Raw genomic sequence first — 15,595 nt, forward strand, 5'->3', positions numbered from 1 at the left:
TCGGCCTGATTTTTCAAGCTGATCGTGTAGTTGCTTCGTTGGTTACCGATGACGAACTGCGATTTATTGTTTGTACTTCCCTTGGTTGCGGTGGCCAGGCCAAGGGGTCGAGATCAAGATCAAGAAACTTGCTGGAGTCGAAAAGGGGCGTCTTGATTCCGATACGACGCTGCTCGTCGTAATCTCGCAAGATCCGCAGGCAAACTTTAAACAGCAGTGCCATGGATACAAGGTTGACCAGCGCCAGCAACGTCATGGTGATGTCGGCGAAAGCAAGCACGGTCGAAAGATCCTCTACCGCCCCCCATAACACCAAAACCAATACCAGCGATCGGTAGAAGAACAGCGTTTTTCGGGGTTCGCCAAACATGAACCGAAGGCTGTTTTCCCCGAGGTAGTAGTTGTAGAGCATCGCCGTGAAGACGAACAGCGCCAGCACCACACTGATGAACATTCGCCCCCATTCGCCGACCACGGCTGCCAACGAGTTTTGCGCCAGCGCAACGCCGTCGCCCTCAAATCCCGGTGAGTAGAAACCCGAAAGCAAAATGAGTAATGCCGTGCACGTACAAATCACGAACGTGTCGATGAATACGCTGAATGCCTGCACGACGCCCTGTGCCACCGGATGGTCGGTTTTCGCCACGGCAGCAACATTGGGAGCGCTGCCCAGTCCCGCTTCATTGGAAAACACACCGCGTCTCACCCCCATGACTATTGCGCTGCCGACCAATCCACCAAAGGCCTGATCCAGACCGAATGCACTGCGGATGATGGTCATCAGCATTGGCGCAACCTGATCGAACTGCAGCACGATCACATAGCTCGTAACGCCGATGTAAGCGAGAACCTTCAGCGGCACCAACAGGTCGGCTACGGCAGCTATTCGTTTTATCCCGCCCATGAAAACTACCCCGAGCAGTAGCGCCAATATGAGCCCTGACCCTATCGGCGCCAGACCAAAAGCGTCTTTCAGCGAATGTGAGACCGCATGTGATTCGAGACCATTGATTGCAAATCCAAACGTCACCAGCAGCAGAAGTGCTGCAATTGATCCGAGCCAGCGTTTGCCCAGTCCGTGCTCGATGTACCAGGAGGGCCCGCCTCGAAACAGGCCATTCCCATCGCTACGTTTGTAGAGCTGGCCCAGTGTGCATTCGAAGAAGCTGCTCGACATGCCGAGCAACGCTGTCATCCACATCCAGAACACGGCACCGGGGCCCCCCATGCTCACAGCAATCCCTACCCCGACGATGTTGCCCGTGCCCACCCGCCCGGCGAGGCTGAGGGTCAATGCCTGAAGCGAACTCAGTTGGCGACTGCCGCTGCGCCAACTGCCCGGTAAAACGGTAAACATGTGCAGGAAATATCTGAACTGGACAAACCTTGATCGGATGGTGAAATAGCTACCCAGTCCAAGGACTACAGGGATCAAAACCTTTCCCGAAAGAAAGTCGTTGATGATGTCTAGCATTCAAAGCTCCTTGCTATTGAAAGTGCTGGCGTTTTTTATTGGCTGGTCAATTCCTGAAACCTTTCAGGGCTCGTAATATCCGGCCATATTTCGTTGGGCGCAATTTCGCAAGTTGCTTAAAAGTGATGCGGGTTGCTGCTATGTTTGTGTCTTCTAAAATCGTTTCAGGAATATTTATGTGGGAGTTTCTTCCAGCTAACTTAAGGCTTTTGTGCAGTCACTACAGATCTGTCGCGGAAGTCTGTAGGAAGATTCGAATTAATCGTGGGCAATTTAATAAGTATCTATGTGGGAATAGTGTGCCTACAGCTTTCAACTTGAAAAGAATCTGCGACTTTTTCGGGGTCGAGGCGTTTGAAATAGCGCTTCCGACAGAGCAATTCATCACACTGATCGGCATGAGATCGAGGAAGCCCGGTACGGTCGAAGAACAAACTGCTTCGCAGAGAATGCTTGGACACCTGCGTCAACACTCCTCGCCGGAACTCAAGGCGCATACTGGTTACTACTATGAGTACTACCACGCTATGACGGAGCCTGGCTCGATCCTGTGCTCGCTGGTGCACGTCCGTGAAGAGGGATCAGACATCGTCTATGAGCGAAACGAGTGCTTACAGATTGCGGGTGCCGAAGGTGAGTTTGAAAGGTATCGATACATCGGGTTCGCTTACTACCTCAGAGATCGCCTGTTCCTTATCGACTACGAGTCGCTGACCTCGAACGAGATCAGCCAGACCATTCTCATACCAAGCTTCAAGAGCTGCATCACTCGGCTTAACGGTCTGAAAATGGGCGTGTCCGCTGCGGATAATCGTGCTCCGGCTTGTTCGCGAGTCGTTTGGGAATATCTGGGCCAGGAAATCAATCGGATCGATGCCTATCGCCGAGTACGTCTTTATGACGTTGATGATCCGGTTATCGATGACGACCTGCGTGCGCGACTCACTCAAACCAAAGTCGTGGATGGGTTGTTTGTTATTGCCTGACCTTTAGCCAATAGGACTGTCGATCTGCTCCAGCATCCACTTCACGAAATCCCGTACCTTGGGCACTTCCGCCGCGTGTTCCGGGTAGGCCAGGTAATACGCATCGCTGCTGGGCATTGCATGCTGCCAGGGAATGATCAGTTTGCCGTCGGCCAATTCCTCTTCCACCAGAAACCTCGGCAGCAGGGCGACGCCGCAGCCGACCTGAGCGGCGCGGATGCACATATAAAAGGTTTCGAAGCGCGGGCCGTGGTAGCTGTGCTCGGTCTGGTAGCCCTGGCTGTCGAACCAGTCGTGCCACGCTTGCGGGCGCGAAGCATTCTGCAGCAGGACCATATCGGTGAGTTGCGTTGGATCAGTCAACGGCGTGTCCGGCAGGCTGCCGGGCGCGCAGACCGGCACCAACTCTTCGCCGAACAACTTCAGGCATTCGGTGCCGGGGCGTGAACCCTGGCCGAAATAGAACGCCAGATCGCTGCGCCCTTGCAGCAAATCATCGGCTTCCTGTTCGTTGCACAGATCCAGATGAATCGACGGATGGCGCAGGCGCCAGCCCTTGAGGCGCGGCACCAGCCAGCGTGCGCCGAAGGTCGAGGGCGTGGAAACGCGCAGGACTTCGGTCTCGCCGCCGTAGGAACGCAGGTAATGGGTCGACATCTCGACCTGGGTCAGTATTTTTCTGACTTCCACCAGGTACAGATCGCCAGCCGGGGTCATCTGCAAACGGCGGCGTACCCGGCGGAACAACAAGTGCTGCAGCAATTCTTCGAGCTGCGCCACCTGCTTGCTGACAGCGCTCTGGGTCAGGTTCAGTTCCTCGGCGGCCCGGGTGAAACTCAGGTGCCGGGTCACGGCCTCGAAGCACTGCAACGCGGTGATCGACGGCAAGTGGCGTTTGTTCAGCATGGGCGATCCTTTTCTTGTCTTTCTGCGCAGCATGAATAAACGGAATGATATCTCGCGTAAAGGTCGTTTGTTGCACAGCCTTCCTGACGCTACAACTAAAGGTCTGCCCGGTCGTGAAAACGCGCCCGCACACATTCAGTTTTTTGCTTGAGGAGTGACCCATGGTTGCCGCATTGCTTGATCGTCTAGGTGTGAACCCGGCCCTGTACCAGAACGGCAAAGTGCCGGTGCATTCGCCCATCGACGGCAGCCGCATCGGCGCCGTGAACTGGGAAGGCCCGGCCGAAGTCGAGCAGCACATCAGTCGCGCTGATCATGCGTTCGAACAATGGCGCAAGGTGCCAGCCCCGCGTCGCGGCGAGCTGGTGCGTCAGTTCGGCGAAGTGCTGCGCGAATACAAGACCGAGCTCGGCGAACTGGTGTCCTGGGAAGCGGGCAAGATCACCCAGGAAGGCCTCGGTGAAGTGCAGGAGATGATCGACATCTGCGACTTCGCCGTCGGTCTGTCCCGCCAGTTGTACGGTTTGACCATCGCCTCCGAGCGCCCGGGCCACCACATGCGTGAAACCTGGCATCCGCTGGGCGTGGTTGGCGTGATCAGTGCATTCAACTTCCCGGTCGCGGTGTGGGCGTGGAACACCACGCTGGCGCTGGTCTGCGGCAACCCGGTGGTGTGGAAACCTTCGGAGAAAACCCCGCTGACCGCGCTGGCCTGTCAGGCGCTGTTCGAACGCGTACTGAAGAATTTCAGCGATGCCCCGGCGCACTTGAGCCAGGTAATCATCGGCGGTCGCGATGCCGGCGAAGCGCTGGTGGATGACCCGCGTGTCGCGCTGATCAGCGCCACCGGCAGCACCCGCATGGGCCGCGAGGTGGCGCCGAAAGTCGCCGCACGCTTTGCCCGCAGCATTCTCGAATTGGGCGGCAACAACGCGATGATTCTCGGCCCGAGCGCCGATCTGGACATGGCCGTGCGCGCCATTCTGTTCAGCGCCGTCGGCACTGCCGGCCAGCGGTGCACCACATTGCGGCGCCTGATCGCCCATGAATCGGTGAAAGAAGAGATCGTCACCCGCCTCAAAGCCGCGTACTCCAAAGTCCGCATCGGCCATCCGCTGGAAGGCAACCTGATCGGCCCGCTGATCGACAAGCACAGCTTCGAAAACATGCAGGATGCGCTTGAGCAGGCGCTGAGCGAGGGCGGTCGGGTGTTCGGCGGCAAGCGCCAACTGGAAGATCAATTCCCGAATGCCTACTACGTGTCGCCGGCCATCGTTGAAATGCCGGAGCAGAGCGACGTGGTGTGCAGCGAGACATTCGCGCCGATCCTTTACGTGGTCGGCTACAGCGATTTCGAAGAGGCGCTGCGCCTGAACAACGCCGTGCCTCAAGGCCTGTCGTCGTGCATCTTCACTACCGATGTGCGTGAGGCGGAGAAATTCATGTCGGCAGTCGGCAGTGACTGCGGCATCGCCAACGTCAATATCGGCCCGAGCGGTGCCGAGATCGGCGGCGCGTTCGGCGGCGAGAAAGAAACCGGCGGCGGTCGAGAGTCGGGCTCGGATGCGTGGCGCGCGTATATGCGCCGGCAGACCAATACCGTGAACTACTCGCTGGAGTTGCCGCTGGCGCAGGGCATTACGTTCGACTGACAGTTTTCTCAAAGCTATTGATCGTTCCCACGCTCTGCGTGGGAATGCTGCACCGAACGCTCTGCGTTCGCTTTCGGGACGCAGAGCGTCCCTGACTGCGTTACCACGCAGAGCGTGGGAACGATCTTTTAGGTGTGTTTGGCAGGTTTCTGTTGGAGTCTGGCAATGCCGTTACGCGAAGAATGTCTGTGGGAAAAACTCACGCCGCAACGTCCGGATAACACGGCGCTCAGGGGCGAGGTCAAGGTTGATGTCTGCGTGATCGGCGCCGGATTTACCGGGCTGTCGGCGGCGCTGCATCTGTTGGAGAAGGGCAAAAGCGTCTGTGTGCTCGAATCCCATCGCGCCGGGCATGGCGGCTCCGGGCGCAACGTCGGACTGGTGAACGCCGGGATGTGGATCCCGCCGGACGAGATCGAGGCCGGCTTCGGCGAAGCGGTCGGCAGCCAGCTCAACCGCATGCTGGGTGCGGCGCCGGCGCTGGTGTTCAGCCTTGTGGATAAATACAACATCGATTGCCAGTTGCGCCGCGAAGGCACCCTGCACATGGCGCACAACGCCAAGGGTGAGGCGGATCTGCGCAGTCGCGAAGAACAGTGGAAGCGCCGGGGGGCGCCGATCGAACTGCTGACCGGCAAGGCGTGTGAGCAGGCGACCGGTACGCAAAAGATCACCGCTGCGCTGCTCGACCGGCGCGCCGGTACGCTCAATCCGATGGCTTATGTCACGGGGCTGGCCAACGCTGTCATCAACCTTGGCGGTCAGATGTTCGATCACTCCCCGGTCGCGCGTCTTGAGCGCCAGGGGCCGAAATGGTCGGTGCAGACCGAACAGGGTTCGGTGCTCGCCGAGCAAGTGGTGATCGCCTCCAATGCCTACACCGAAGGCGACTGGACCGAACTCAAACGCAATTTTTTCCCCGGTTACTACTATCAGGTCGCTTCGGTGCCGCTCACCGAAGATGCCGCTCAGGAAATCCTCCCGGGTGGGCAGGGCTCGTGGGATACCCGTCAGGTGTTGAGCAGCATCCGCCGTGACAAGGACGGGCGTCTGTTGCTGGGCAGTCTCGGCAACGGTAATCAGAAACCGACGTGGTTCCTCAAGGCCTGGGCCGACCGGGTGCAGCAGCATTACTTCCCCAACCTCAAACCCGTGGAGTGGGAATGCACCTGGACCGGGCGCATCGCTTTCACTCCCGATCACCTGATGCGCCTGTTCGAACCGGCGCCCGGACTGGTGGCCGTCACCGGTTACAACGGCCGTGGCGTGACCACCGGCACCGTGGTCGGCAAAGCCTTCGCCGACTACCTGTGTAACGGAAATCCTCAGGCATTGCCGATTCCCTTCGCACCGATGCAACCCCTGACGGGTGCGGGCTTGCGCAGTTGCCTGTACGAGGCCGGATTCTCGCTGTATCACGCGGGCCAGTGCCTGCGGATCGTCATCTGAGTGTTGAAAATTGTTGCGTGACGCGGCGCTTTTCAATGTAGCGACTAGCCTGTAATGGTGCGGGTTGTAGCAGTCCCGCACCAGCAGTGTGCAGTTCGGTGACGCGGGCTGTTACAGGCTGGTTGCACGTCGTTTGGTGCCGCGGTTGCAATGATGGCGCGTGCGGGTTGCGCCTTGAAAAATAATTGGTTTCACCTTCCGCGGTTTAGACGGTTGCACGCCCAATGAAAATGGGAACGAAACAGTCGAAATAACAAGAAAGCAGCGACTTTTTGAAGAATAAAAAACCGATGGCACGGCCCTTGCTCTGAGCATTCAAGTGAAGTCGCAGTGCCAACTAAAAAAAACCTTGGAGCACCACCTCATGTCCCAGACGTTTTACAAGAAAGGCTTTCTGGCCCTCGCAGTGGCTACTGCGCTGGGTGTTTCTTCGTTTGCACAAGCTGATGTGAAAATCGGCGTGGCGGGTCCGATGACGGGCGCCAACGCGGCATTTGGCGAACAGTACATGAAAGGGGCACAAGCGGCGGCCGACGCGGTCAACGCGGCGGGCGGCGTCAACGGGGAGAAGATCGTCCTGGTCAAGGGCGACGACGCCTGCGAGCCGAAACAGGCGGTGACGGTCGCCAAGGACCTCACCAACCAGAAAGTTGCCGGTGTGGTCGGTCACTTCTGCTCGTCCTCCACCATTCCTGCGTCCGAGATCTACGACGAAGCCGGCATTATCGCAATCACCCCGGGCTCCACCAACCCGCAGGTGACCGAGCGCGGCCTGAGCGCCATGTTCCGCATGTGCGGGCGTGACGACCAGCAAGGCATCGTCGCCGGCGATTACATCGTCGACGTGCTCAAGGGCAAGAAAGTGGCCGTGCTGCACGACAAGGACACCTATGGTCAGGGCCTGGCCGATGCGACCAAGGCTCAGCTGGAAAAACGCGGCGTGAAGCCGGTGCTGTACGAAGGCCTGACCCGTGGTGAAAAAGACTTCAGCGCCGTGGTCACCAAGATCCGCGCGGCCGGTGCCGACGTTGTCTACTTCGGCGGCCTGCACCCGGAAGCCGGTCCACTGGTCAAGCAACTGCGTACCGAAGGCCTGAAAGACGTGAAGTTCATGTCTGACGACGGCATCGTGACCGACGAACTGGTGACCACCGCCGGCGGCCCGCAATACGTCGACGGCGTGCTGATGACCTTCGGCGCCGACCCGCGTCTGCTGCCGGACAGCAAAACCGTGGTAGACGCATTCCGCAAGGCCGGCACCGAGCCTGAAGGCTACACCCTGTACGCCTACGCCTCGATCCAGGCACTGGCCGCCGGTTTCAATGGCGCCAAGTCCAACAATGGCGAAGACGCTGCCAAATGGCTGAAAGCCAACCCGGTCAAGACCGTGATGGGCGAGAAGACCTGGGACGCCAAGGGCGACCTGAAAGTCTCCGACTACGTGGTTTACCAGTGGGACAAGGACGGCAAATATCACCAGCTGGAAAAACAGAAGTAAGGGCTGACGCGATCAGTTGATCCCACTCATCCCATGTGGGAGCGAGCTTGCTCCGGGCGGCGTTCCGACGAAGACGGAATCACAGGCAACATCCCTGTTGAATGTTTAACCGCTTTCGCGAGCAAGCTCGCTCCCACAGGATCCTGTGGTGGTCGGGCTGACTGCGCTCTGACAATGCTCCGACGTAAATCTGTATTTTTCCTAGAAGAACCGCGCGCCCCCGGGTGCGCAGGTTCTCACTGCGTGAGATTGCGTTATGGATGGTATTTTCCTGCAGCAACTGGTCAACGGCCTGACCCTCGGGTCGGTCTATGGCCTGATCGCCATCGGCTACACAATGGTCTACGGCATCATCGGCATGATTAACTTCGCCCACGGCGAGGTTTACATGATTTCCGCTTACCTCGCGGCAATCAGTCTGGCTCTGCTGGCTTACTTCGGTATCGAATCCTTCCCGCTGCTGATGCTCGGCACACTGGTTTTCACCATCGTCGTCACGGGGGTGTATGGCTGGGTCATCGAACGCATCGCCTACAAACCACTGCGCAACTCGACCCGACTGGCTCCGCTGATCAGTGCCATCGGTATCTCCCTGATCCTGCAAAACTATGCCCAGATCAGCCAGGGCGCCCGCCAGCAGGGTGTTCCGACGCTGCTTTCCGGCGCCTGGCGCATCGATGTCGGCTCGGGCTTCGTCCAGCTGACCTACACCAAAGTCTTCATTCTCGTCGCGGCGTTCGTCGGGATGGGGCTGCTGACCTACGTGATCAAGTACACCAAGCTCGGCCGCATGTGCCGCGCTACCCAGCAAGACCGCAAAATGGCATCGATCCTGGGGATCAACACCGACCGGGTGATTTCCTATGTGTTTATCATCGGTGCAGCGATGGCGGCCCTGGCCGGCGTGCTGATCACCATGAACTACGGCACGTTCGACTTCTACGCAGGCTTCGTCATCGGCATCAAGGCGTTTACCGCCGCGGTGCTCGGCGGGATCGGCTCGCTGCCTGGCGCCATGCTCGGCGGGATCATCCTCGGGATCTCCGAGTCGCTGTTCTCGGGCCTGGTCAACTCCGACTACAAAGACGTGTTCAGCTTCTCGCTGCTCGTACTTGTTCTGGTCTTCCGGCCTCAGGGCCTGCTGGGCCGTCCTCTTGTGTCGAAGGTGTAAGCGATGTCTTCAACCACTGCAAAATCCATTGATGTGAAAAAGAGCCTGGTTGAGGCGATTCTCGCCGGTCTGATCGCCCTGATCGTGTTCGGGCCGATTGTCGGCGTGGTACTCGACGGCTACAGCTTCAACCTCGAACCGACCCGCGTGGCGTGGATCATTGCCATCGTCATGGCCGGCCGGTTTGCCCTGAGCCTGTTCCTGCAAACCCCCAGGGGCCTGAAAATCCTCGAAGGATTCGAGAGCTCCGGTTCAGGCGTGCATGTGCTGCCCGCCGATCACAAATCCAGGCTGCGCTGGATCATCCCGCTGCTGATCGTGATCGCCGTGATCGTGCCTTTCGTTTCCAACTCGTACCTGCTGGGCGTGGTCATCCTCGGACTGATCTACGTGCTGCTGGGGCTGGGGCTGAACATCGTGGTCGGTCTCGCCGGGCTGCTCGACCTGGGTTACGTGGCGTTCTACGCCATCGGCGCCTACGGTCTGGCGCTCGGTTACCAGTACCTCGGGCTGGGCTTCTGGACGGTGCTGCCGCTGGCGGCGATCACTGCCGGACTCGCCGGTTGCATCCTCGGTTTCCCGGTGCTGCGCCTGCATGGCGACTACCTGGCGATCGTGACCCTGGGCTTCGGTGAAATCATTCGTCTGGTACTCAACAACTGGCTATCGCTGACTGGCGGCCCTAACGGCATGCCGGCGCCACTGCCGACCTTCTTCGGTCTGGAGTTCGGCAAGCGGGCGAAAGATGGCGGGGTGCCGTTCCACGAGTTTTTCGGCATCGCCTACAACCCGGACGTGAAGTATTACTTCATCTATGCGGTGCTGTTCCTGGTGGTGCTGGCCGTGCTTTACATCAAGCATCGTCTGGTGAAAATGCCGGTCGGCCGCGCCTGGGAAGCCCTGCGCGAAGACGAAATCGCCTGCCGCTCGATGGGTTTGAACCACGTGCTGGTCAAGCTCTCGGCGTTCGCCATCGGTGCATCCACGGCGGGTCTGGCGGGTGTGTTCTTCGCCACCTACCAAGGCTTCGTCAACCCGACCTCGTTCACCTTCTTCGAGTCGGCGCTGATCCTCGCCATCGTCGTGCTCGGCGGCATGGGCTCGACCATCGGTGTGGTGATCGCAGCGTTCGTGCTGACCGTCGCCCCGGAACTGCTGCGCGGCTTCGCCGAATACCGCGTGCTGCTGTTCGGGATCCTGATGGTGTTGATGATGATCTGGCGACCGCGCGGGCTGATCCGCATCAGCCGTACCGGGGTCACTCCACGCAAAGGTGCCATTCACTATGAGAGGACTGCGCCATGAGTGAAGTCGTACTCTCTGTTGAAAAACTGATGATGCATTTCGGTGGCATCAAGGCCTTGAGCGATGTCAGCCTGAAGGTCAAACGCAACTCGATCTTTGCCCTGATCGGCCCCAACGGCGCCGGCAAGACCACGGTATTCAACTGCCTGACCGGCTTCTACAAGGCCTCCGGCGGCAAGATCGAACTCAACGTGCGCGGCCGGCAGACCAACGTCATCCAGCTGCTGGGCGAATCGTTCAAGCCGACCGACTTCGTCTCACCGAAAAACTTCGCCAGTCGCCTGTACTACAAGATGTTCGGTGGCACCCATCTGGTGAACCGCGCGGGCCTGGCCCGGACGTTCCAGAACATTCGCCTGTTCAAGGAAATGTCGGTGCTGGAAAACCTGCTGGTGGCGCAGCACATGTGGGTCAACCGCAACATGCTGGCCGGCATCTTCAACACCAAGGGCTATCGCAAGGCTGAAAGCGACGCGCTGGACTGCGCGTTCTACTGGCTGGAAGTGGTGGATCTGGTGGACTGCGCCAACCGTCTGGCCGGTGAACTGTCCTACGGCCAGCAACGCCGTCTGGAAATCGCCCGGGCCATGTGCACGCGGCCGCAGATCATCTGCCTCGACGAACCGGCCGCCGGCCTCAACCCTCAGGAAACCGAAGCGCTGAGCGCGATGATCCGGCTGCTGCGCGACGAGCACGATCTGACCGTGGTGCTGATCGAACACGACATGGGCATGGTAATGAGCATTTCCGATCACATCGTGGTGCTGGACCACGGCATCGTCATCGCCGAGGGCGGTCCGGATGCCATTCGTAACGATCCGAAGGTGATCGCGGCCTACCTGGGCGCCGACGAAGAGGAAGTCGTATGACGCAACCCATCCTCGAACTCAAGGATCTGGACGTGTTCTACGGCCCGATCCAGGCCCTCAAAGGCGTTTCGCTGCAGATCAACGAAGGCGAAACCGTCAGCCTGATCGGCTCCAACGGTGCGGGGAAGTCGACGCTGTTGATGTCGATCTTCGGCCAGCCTCGCGCGGCGGGCGGGCAGATCCTCTATCAAGGCGTAGACATTACCCACAAGTCATCGCACTACATCGCTTCCAACGGCATCGCGCAGTCGCCGGAAGGGCGGCGGGTGTTCCCCGACATGACCGTCGAGGAAAACCTGCTGATGGGCACCATCCCGATCGGCGACAAGCACGCCAAGGAAGACATGCAGCGCATGTTCGAGCTGTTTCCGCGGCTCGAAGAACGCCGCAATCAGCGCGCGATGACCATGTCCGGCGGCGAGCAGCAGATGCTCGCCATCGCCCGGGCGCTGATGAGCCGGCCCAAGCTGTTGCTGCTGGATGAGCCGAGCCTGGGCCTGGCGCCGATCGTGGTGAAACAGATTTTCGCCACCCTGCGGGAGCTGGCGAAAACCGGCATGACCATTTTCCTCGTCGAGCAGAACGCCAACCATGCGTTGAAACTGTCCGACCGGGCCTACGTGATGGTCAACGGCGAGATCCGCCTGACGGGCACCGGCAAGGAGCTGCTGGTGAACGAGGAGGTGCGTAACGCTTACCTCGGCGGTCACTGAGTTGGTTATTAGTCGCTGTAGGTCACTACAGCGACTAATTTTGTTTTCACCAAATTTCTCTACTGTATATTCGAGAATTCATGACTAGTGCGAGTAATTGTGAATTTTTCTGGCTGGCTAGGTGTAAGTAGTGAAGAGTTAAAGATCACGTAATTAACACCAGAGTCAAAAGAACTCTTGAATGCCAATCCGTCAAATTTCGCTTGTGATTTAATAAATTCGCATAAAAATTGAGTCGGGATATATTCTAAATTGCTGTTTTCTGGGCGTATTGGCTTAGAAAGGTCCAGCGATAGCGATTCTAAAAGGTTCAGAAAATTTAGAACTGCCGGGAGTTGGTGTTCTTCGAACGAAGCAGCCGAGCACATCCGTCGCGGCGATGTAAGGTCTAGTATTAATAAGTCTTTCTGGGGGTGGAAGGTTGCTACGTAGACTTGGCTTGAGTTGCTGGGTCTTACTTCGTTGATGCATGTGTCTATGTTTTCTGCTAGATATAAATACGGGATCCCTCGAGGGTTCGCTCTACCGCCGGTCACCTTTTCCTCTGGTGGACAACTCATGTCGGTATCAGAAAGTGCTGTATCTGATATTCGAGCTCTGTAAAATGTCTCTGCCCTGTATATTGGTGTTGTAAGTTGTTCTAATAGCTGAAAGAAAACATCGCTATCAGATACTTCTGAGGGAGGCTGAAATACAGATGAGTAGATCGTGTTTTTTGGAAAGAAGCGATTTCGATGTTTCAGCTCTACTTTAAATTCCTCCCATTGTCGAGTGTGATCCCCTAAGTCAAATTCAAACTCAAAACGCTTTTCGCCAATGCCGGGCTCAGCGAATATTTCATCCAATAACGCTTCAGGATCTCTGACGTTTGGGGAGGTTATGCAGTATATAGATGAAATTATTTCTGAAAATTTTATTCCGGTGGGGCTCTCTGTTAAGCCATAGGTGAACAGCTCCATCTTATTCTTAAGTTCAGACGGTAAAGCACATGCGACTCTATTCGAGCCGCAGTGCCCGCAGCGAGCAATAGTCGAATTTGAGTTTATCTTTTCAATTATCGCTGTGTCGTAAAAGCAGGCGGTGCAGCAAAATGCCATAACATCACTCCTTGATGTAGTCGCAAATCGTTTCTATGTGATGTTTTAAAGAAAGTTTTTTGACTTGGCCTAAACCGGGGAATGGTTTTTCGTGCAGCTCAAAAAAACCTTGTAGTCCAGTTGAGTGGTAGTAGATGCCCATATTTGATCTTGCGGATTGAACTAGTTTGTCGAGCGCATCTTTAAACTTACCGCCAGGGTTCGTTGGGGACTCGTCGTTGTAGGATGAAAAGTGATTGACGTACATCGCGTCGAATTCTTCTGTGTCTATATAGCTTAGATGTATTGTCACTACATAGGCAGGCCCCCCCGACTCACTGTACTCCTCACTCAAAATCGTGAAGTCTCCGAAACCGACCACATTGCCTGTTTTCTTATATTCCGTGTGCAGGTTTGAGAAGAAAGACCTGTCACCATAATCAGCATTTCTGGTTTGTTTATTAAACGAATTTCGATATAGAACAACGTTTTTCATCAAAGCAATAGCGCCAGGAACTACTTTATCCTGGTTTGCGAAAATTATCTTTGCATTTTTTGTACGTTCTATTAACTGGCGATCCATTCCGTTTTCTATGAAAACGGCATAGTCAGTATCCATGTAGCTGATTTGATCCAAAATTGGATCGCTTCCGCTAATGATTTTAAAGCAGGGCATATACTCATTGTTCTCCGGACCATCAAGCTCTTGCTGGATTAGAACTTTGGTCTTGGAGAAGTCCCCCAGGGAAGGGTTGACTATTACTATCGGTACTATCCCTTTCTCATTTAACACGCCAATTGTAGTGGTTAGGGGTTTGAGATTAGCTCGTACGGGTTCAATGAGTGGGGTTATGAGCTCCGGAGAAAGCACGGCTGAGAGTTCTCGGAGAGCAATTAGTTCAAATTGCTTGCTTCTAAGTATTGGGTAGTACATAAAGCATCCTTACTTATGTTTTGTTTGAGGTTTTCTAATAAAGCTATTTTTTGGTTTTTTGAGAATTTGTAACTTATGCCGGCTGTCAAAAGAGCGCGTGGAAGATTGTTTATGAAGTTGTTTTCAATGGAGCGGCTTTTTTTAATTACTTTGCAGAAAAAATTTCGAACACGAACAGGTGGTGCCTGCCTCAGTAGCTTTTCGCAAGTATCAAATATTTCCGTATTCGAGCAGTTTGGGATAGAACCATAGATTAGCTTTACAATTTCCGTGTACTCACCAACCCTTAGTGAACGGATCAGTGTGGGTACATCAATTTCGTTTTCATTTGACTTAGCTTCTCTGATTTGGCTAAGAGAGTTTCTTTTTGTCAATAGGATTATTCCTATTTCGGGACTTACTTTTTTCTCGATATGCTCAATGTGGTTTTCTGATGTGACAATGTAGACTTTGTCAAAGAGTTTTTGGTAGTTGTGAAGTTGGTTGTCTAAGCGATCTAAGTTGTCGTATTCGGATTTTATCTCGTAGCAGGTTGAGCTTCCGTTAACGATCACACAGTCTGCCTTGCTTTTCCCTACCCTGAATTCTGATATTGCGGTTGCAGTATTCGTCGAGTGTCGGCCAAGTAATATTTTTTCGGTTACAGTGTTCTTGAAAAAATACTCTCCGCGATAATTTCGAGAAAGATCTTTGTAGCAGACCTCATAAACTTCTTGGGGGGTGTATGGGTTGCTCAGATTTGATTGATAGTTAGTTGCAACTTTTTTGAGGAATGTAAAGTCGCCATTGCATATTTCTAAAATCCGCTTACTGGAGAATAGTTTAGAAATTTCTTTATGAGTCAGCATTAAGCACTGGACTCCAAGTGCGGGTTACAAAAAAGACAAAATAATTGGGCAAAAAATATCAATCATCCACCTTCATAGCAAGTGATAACGGACCACAAGCGCGGTATTTCAATTCCCTTCCGTGCGATTTTTCGTAGTCCGATTACCCCTACCTGCGGCTTTGCGGTCAAGGGCGAAGCCAAATTGTGGAAAACATTCTGAAAACTTGCCAAAGCGCAACATAAAGCCGCTGCAAATGGCTGTTTTTCCACAGTTTTGACTTGTCCCCGTTTGCTGTGGAGCTGGCTGTGAATAACGTGGGTGTAGCTGGCTGAAAGCCTTGAAAACCGTGGCTTGCAGAGGTGTGTTTGTTTTTTGAACAGTGTGTTTTTGCTGAGGAGAAGGCCCGTTTGTCAACCTTTTTATCGAGGTGCAAAACGACGCGGATCGCTGTGGTCATTCCTGTGGATAAGTCTGTGATTAAACTCTGGAAAGACTCGGCTGAGGGCCGTAATTGCTGGCCTCGCGCAATCATGGCCATGACCGGCCGGTCGTGCGAAATGCTCTTGCCGGCACAACTGATTGTGCAGGGTCAAGCAAAAAACTTTCTGAATCGCCCGCAAAGCCTTGTGTGGCGCGGCTTTGCGCTTTCCCACTTGCCCCCGGAAACTGTGGAAGGGCTTGTGGATAACGTGCGTGCACATGGCTACAGGCCACGGTGCGTATGGCGTAGCG

At 55.6% G+C, this 15,595-nt stretch carries 13 protein-coding genes; 8 read left to right on the plus strand and 5 right to left on the minus strand.

The genetic code is table 11. From position 1 onward, the window contains the following. Positions 1-13: 13 nt before the first annotated feature. Positions 14-1,474, minus strand: a complete 1,461-nt coding sequence (locus CAF73_RS18225; protein ID WP_085703412.1) for a sodium:alanine symporter family protein — start codon at positions 1,472-1,474, stop codon at positions 14-16. Between the two features lie 176 nt (positions 1,475-1,650). On the opposite strand from CAF73_RS18225, the gene CAF73_RS18230 reads away from it, so the two are divergent. Further along, positions 1,651-2,460: a helix-turn-helix transcriptional regulator gene (locus tag CAF73_RS18230; RefSeq protein ID WP_085701293.1), complete on the plus strand. Its 810-nt coding sequence runs from the start codon at positions 1,651-1,653 to the stop codon at positions 2,458-2,460. A gap of 3 nt (positions 2,461-2,463) precedes the next feature. Here CAF73_RS18230 and CAF73_RS18235 read toward each other — a convergent pair whose 3' ends face one another. Beyond that, a complete protein-coding gene (locus tag CAF73_RS18235) occupies positions 2,464-3,366 on the minus strand; it encodes a LysR family transcriptional regulator (RefSeq protein ID WP_085703413.1) in 903 nt (300 codons plus the stop codon). A gap of 161 nt (positions 3,367-3,527) precedes the next feature. Between CAF73_RS18235 and CAF73_RS18240 the strand changes: the two genes are divergently transcribed. From CAF73_RS18240 to CAF73_RS18270, 7 genes are all read left to right on the plus strand, one after another. After that, complete coding sequence (locus CAF73_RS18240) at positions 3,528-5,018, plus strand: aldehyde dehydrogenase family protein (RefSeq protein WP_011332204.1); 1,491 nt, start codon at positions 3,528-3,530, stop codon at positions 5,016-5,018. A 165-nt stretch (positions 5,019-5,183) separates the two neighbouring features. Next, positions 5,184-6,467, plus strand: a complete 1,284-nt coding sequence (locus tag CAF73_RS18245) for an FAD-binding oxidoreductase (RefSeq protein ID WP_085703414.1) — start codon at positions 5,184-5,186, stop codon at positions 6,465-6,467. Positions 6,468-6,831: 364 nt separating this feature from the next. After that, positions 6,832-7,965, plus strand: a complete 1,134-nt coding sequence (locus tag CAF73_RS18250; RefSeq protein WP_085701290.1) for an ABC transporter substrate-binding protein — start codon at positions 6,832-6,834, stop codon at positions 7,963-7,965. A 256-nt stretch (positions 7,966-8,221) separates the two neighbouring features. Then, positions 8,222-9,136, plus strand: a complete 915-nt coding sequence (locus tag CAF73_RS18255; RefSeq protein ID WP_085701289.1) for a branched-chain amino acid ABC transporter permease LivH — start codon at positions 8,222-8,224, stop codon at positions 9,134-9,136. A 3-nt stretch (positions 9,137-9,139) separates the two neighbouring features. Next, positions 9,140-10,441 carry a high-affinity branched-chain amino acid ABC transporter permease LivM gene (gene livM, locus CAF73_RS18260; RefSeq protein ID WP_085701288.1) on the plus strand — a complete coding sequence of 434 codons (1,302 nt, stop codon included), beginning with the start codon at positions 9,140-9,142 and terminating at the stop codon, positions 10,439-10,441. Continuing rightward, entirely contained in the window at positions 10,438-11,310 is an 873-nt protein-coding gene (locus CAF73_RS18265) for an ATP-binding cassette domain-containing protein (RefSeq protein ID WP_085701287.1), read from the plus strand. Before livM ends, CAF73_RS18265 begins: the two co-directional genes overlap by 4 nt. Then, complete coding sequence (locus CAF73_RS18270; RefSeq protein ID WP_085703415.1) at positions 11,307-12,023, plus strand: ABC transporter ATP-binding protein; 717 nt, start codon at positions 11,307-11,309, stop codon at positions 12,021-12,023. Before CAF73_RS18265 ends, CAF73_RS18270 begins: the two co-directional genes overlap by 4 nt. Before the next feature lie 59 nt (positions 12,024-12,082). Here CAF73_RS18270 and CAF73_RS18275 read toward each other — a convergent pair whose 3' ends face one another. Genes CAF73_RS18275 through CAF73_RS29880 form a run of 3 tightly spaced genes read right to left on the minus strand, consistent with a single transcriptional unit; the run spans position 12,083 to position 14,881 of the window. Continuing rightward, positions 12,083-13,120, minus strand: a complete 1,038-nt coding sequence (locus CAF73_RS18275; RefSeq protein WP_085703416.1) for an RES family NAD+ phosphorylase — start codon at positions 13,118-13,120, stop codon at positions 12,083-12,085. Positions 13,121-13,124: 4 nt separating this feature from the next. After that, the gene (locus CAF73_RS18280; protein WP_085703417.1) at positions 13,125-14,033 is read right to left on the minus strand and encodes a sce7725 family protein; all 909 of its coding nucleotides are present in this window, start codon (positions 14,031-14,033) and stop codon (positions 13,125-13,127) included. Then, positions 13,994-14,881: a sce7726 family protein gene (locus tag CAF73_RS29880; RefSeq protein WP_139834852.1), complete on the minus strand. Its 888-nt coding sequence runs from the start codon at positions 14,879-14,881 to the stop codon at positions 13,994-13,996. Before CAF73_RS29880 ends, CAF73_RS18280 begins: the two co-directional genes overlap by 40 nt. Positions 14,882-15,595 lie beyond the last annotated feature (714 nt).

This window comes from Pseudomonas sp. B15(2017), assembly GCF_002113215.1.
In the GTDB taxonomy this organism is placed as follows: domain Bacteria; phylum Pseudomonadota; class Gammaproteobacteria; order Pseudomonadales; family Pseudomonadaceae; genus Aquipseudomonas.

Excerpts from the sequence above, each read along its gene's own strand:
- CAF73_RS18225 (WP_085703412.1), bottom strand. The coding sequence starts at position 1,474 with ATGCTAGACATCATCAACGACTTTCTTTCGGGAAAGGTTTTGATCCCT.
- livM (WP_085701288.1), top strand. The coding sequence starts at position 9,140 with ATGTCTTCAACCACTGCAAAATCCATTGATGTGAAAAAGAGCCTGGTT.
- CAF73_RS18275 (WP_085703416.1), bottom strand. The coding sequence starts at position 13,120 with ATGGCATTTTGCTGCACCGCCTGCTTTTACGACACAGCGATAATTGAA.
- CAF73_RS18240 (WP_011332204.1), top strand. The coding sequence starts at position 3,528 with ATGGTTGCCGCATTGCTTGATCGTCTAGGTGTGAACCCGGCCCTGTAC.
- CAF73_RS18230 (WP_085701293.1), top strand. The coding sequence starts at position 1,651 with ATGTGGGAGTTTCTTCCAGCTAACTTAAGGCTTTTGTGCAGTCACTAC.
- CAF73_RS18245 (WP_085703414.1), top strand. The coding sequence starts at position 5,184 with ATGCCGTTACGCGAAGAATGTCTGTGGGAAAAACTCACGCCGCAACGT.
- CAF73_RS18280 (WP_085703417.1), bottom strand. The coding sequence starts at position 14,033 with ATGTACTACCCAATACTTAGAAGCAAGCAATTTGAACTAATTGCTCTC.
- CAF73_RS18255 (WP_085701289.1), top strand. The coding sequence starts at position 8,222 with ATGGATGGTATTTTCCTGCAGCAACTGGTCAACGGCCTGACCCTCGGG.
- CAF73_RS18250 (WP_085701290.1), top strand. The coding sequence starts at position 6,832 with ATGTCCCAGACGTTTTACAAGAAAGGCTTTCTGGCCCTCGCAGTGGCT.
- CAF73_RS18270 (WP_085703415.1), top strand. The coding sequence starts at position 11,307 with ATGACGCAACCCATCCTCGAACTCAAGGATCTGGACGTGTTCTACGGC.
- CAF73_RS29880 (WP_139834852.1), bottom strand. The coding sequence starts at position 14,881 with ATGCTGACTCATAAAGAAATTTCTAAACTATTCTCCAGTAAGCGGATT.
- CAF73_RS18265 (WP_085701287.1), top strand. The coding sequence starts at position 10,438 with ATGAGTGAAGTCGTACTCTCTGTTGAAAAACTGATGATGCATTTCGGT.
- CAF73_RS18235 (WP_085703413.1), bottom strand. The coding sequence starts at position 3,366 with ATGCTGAACAAACGCCACTTGCCGTCGATCACCGCGTTGCAGTGCTTC.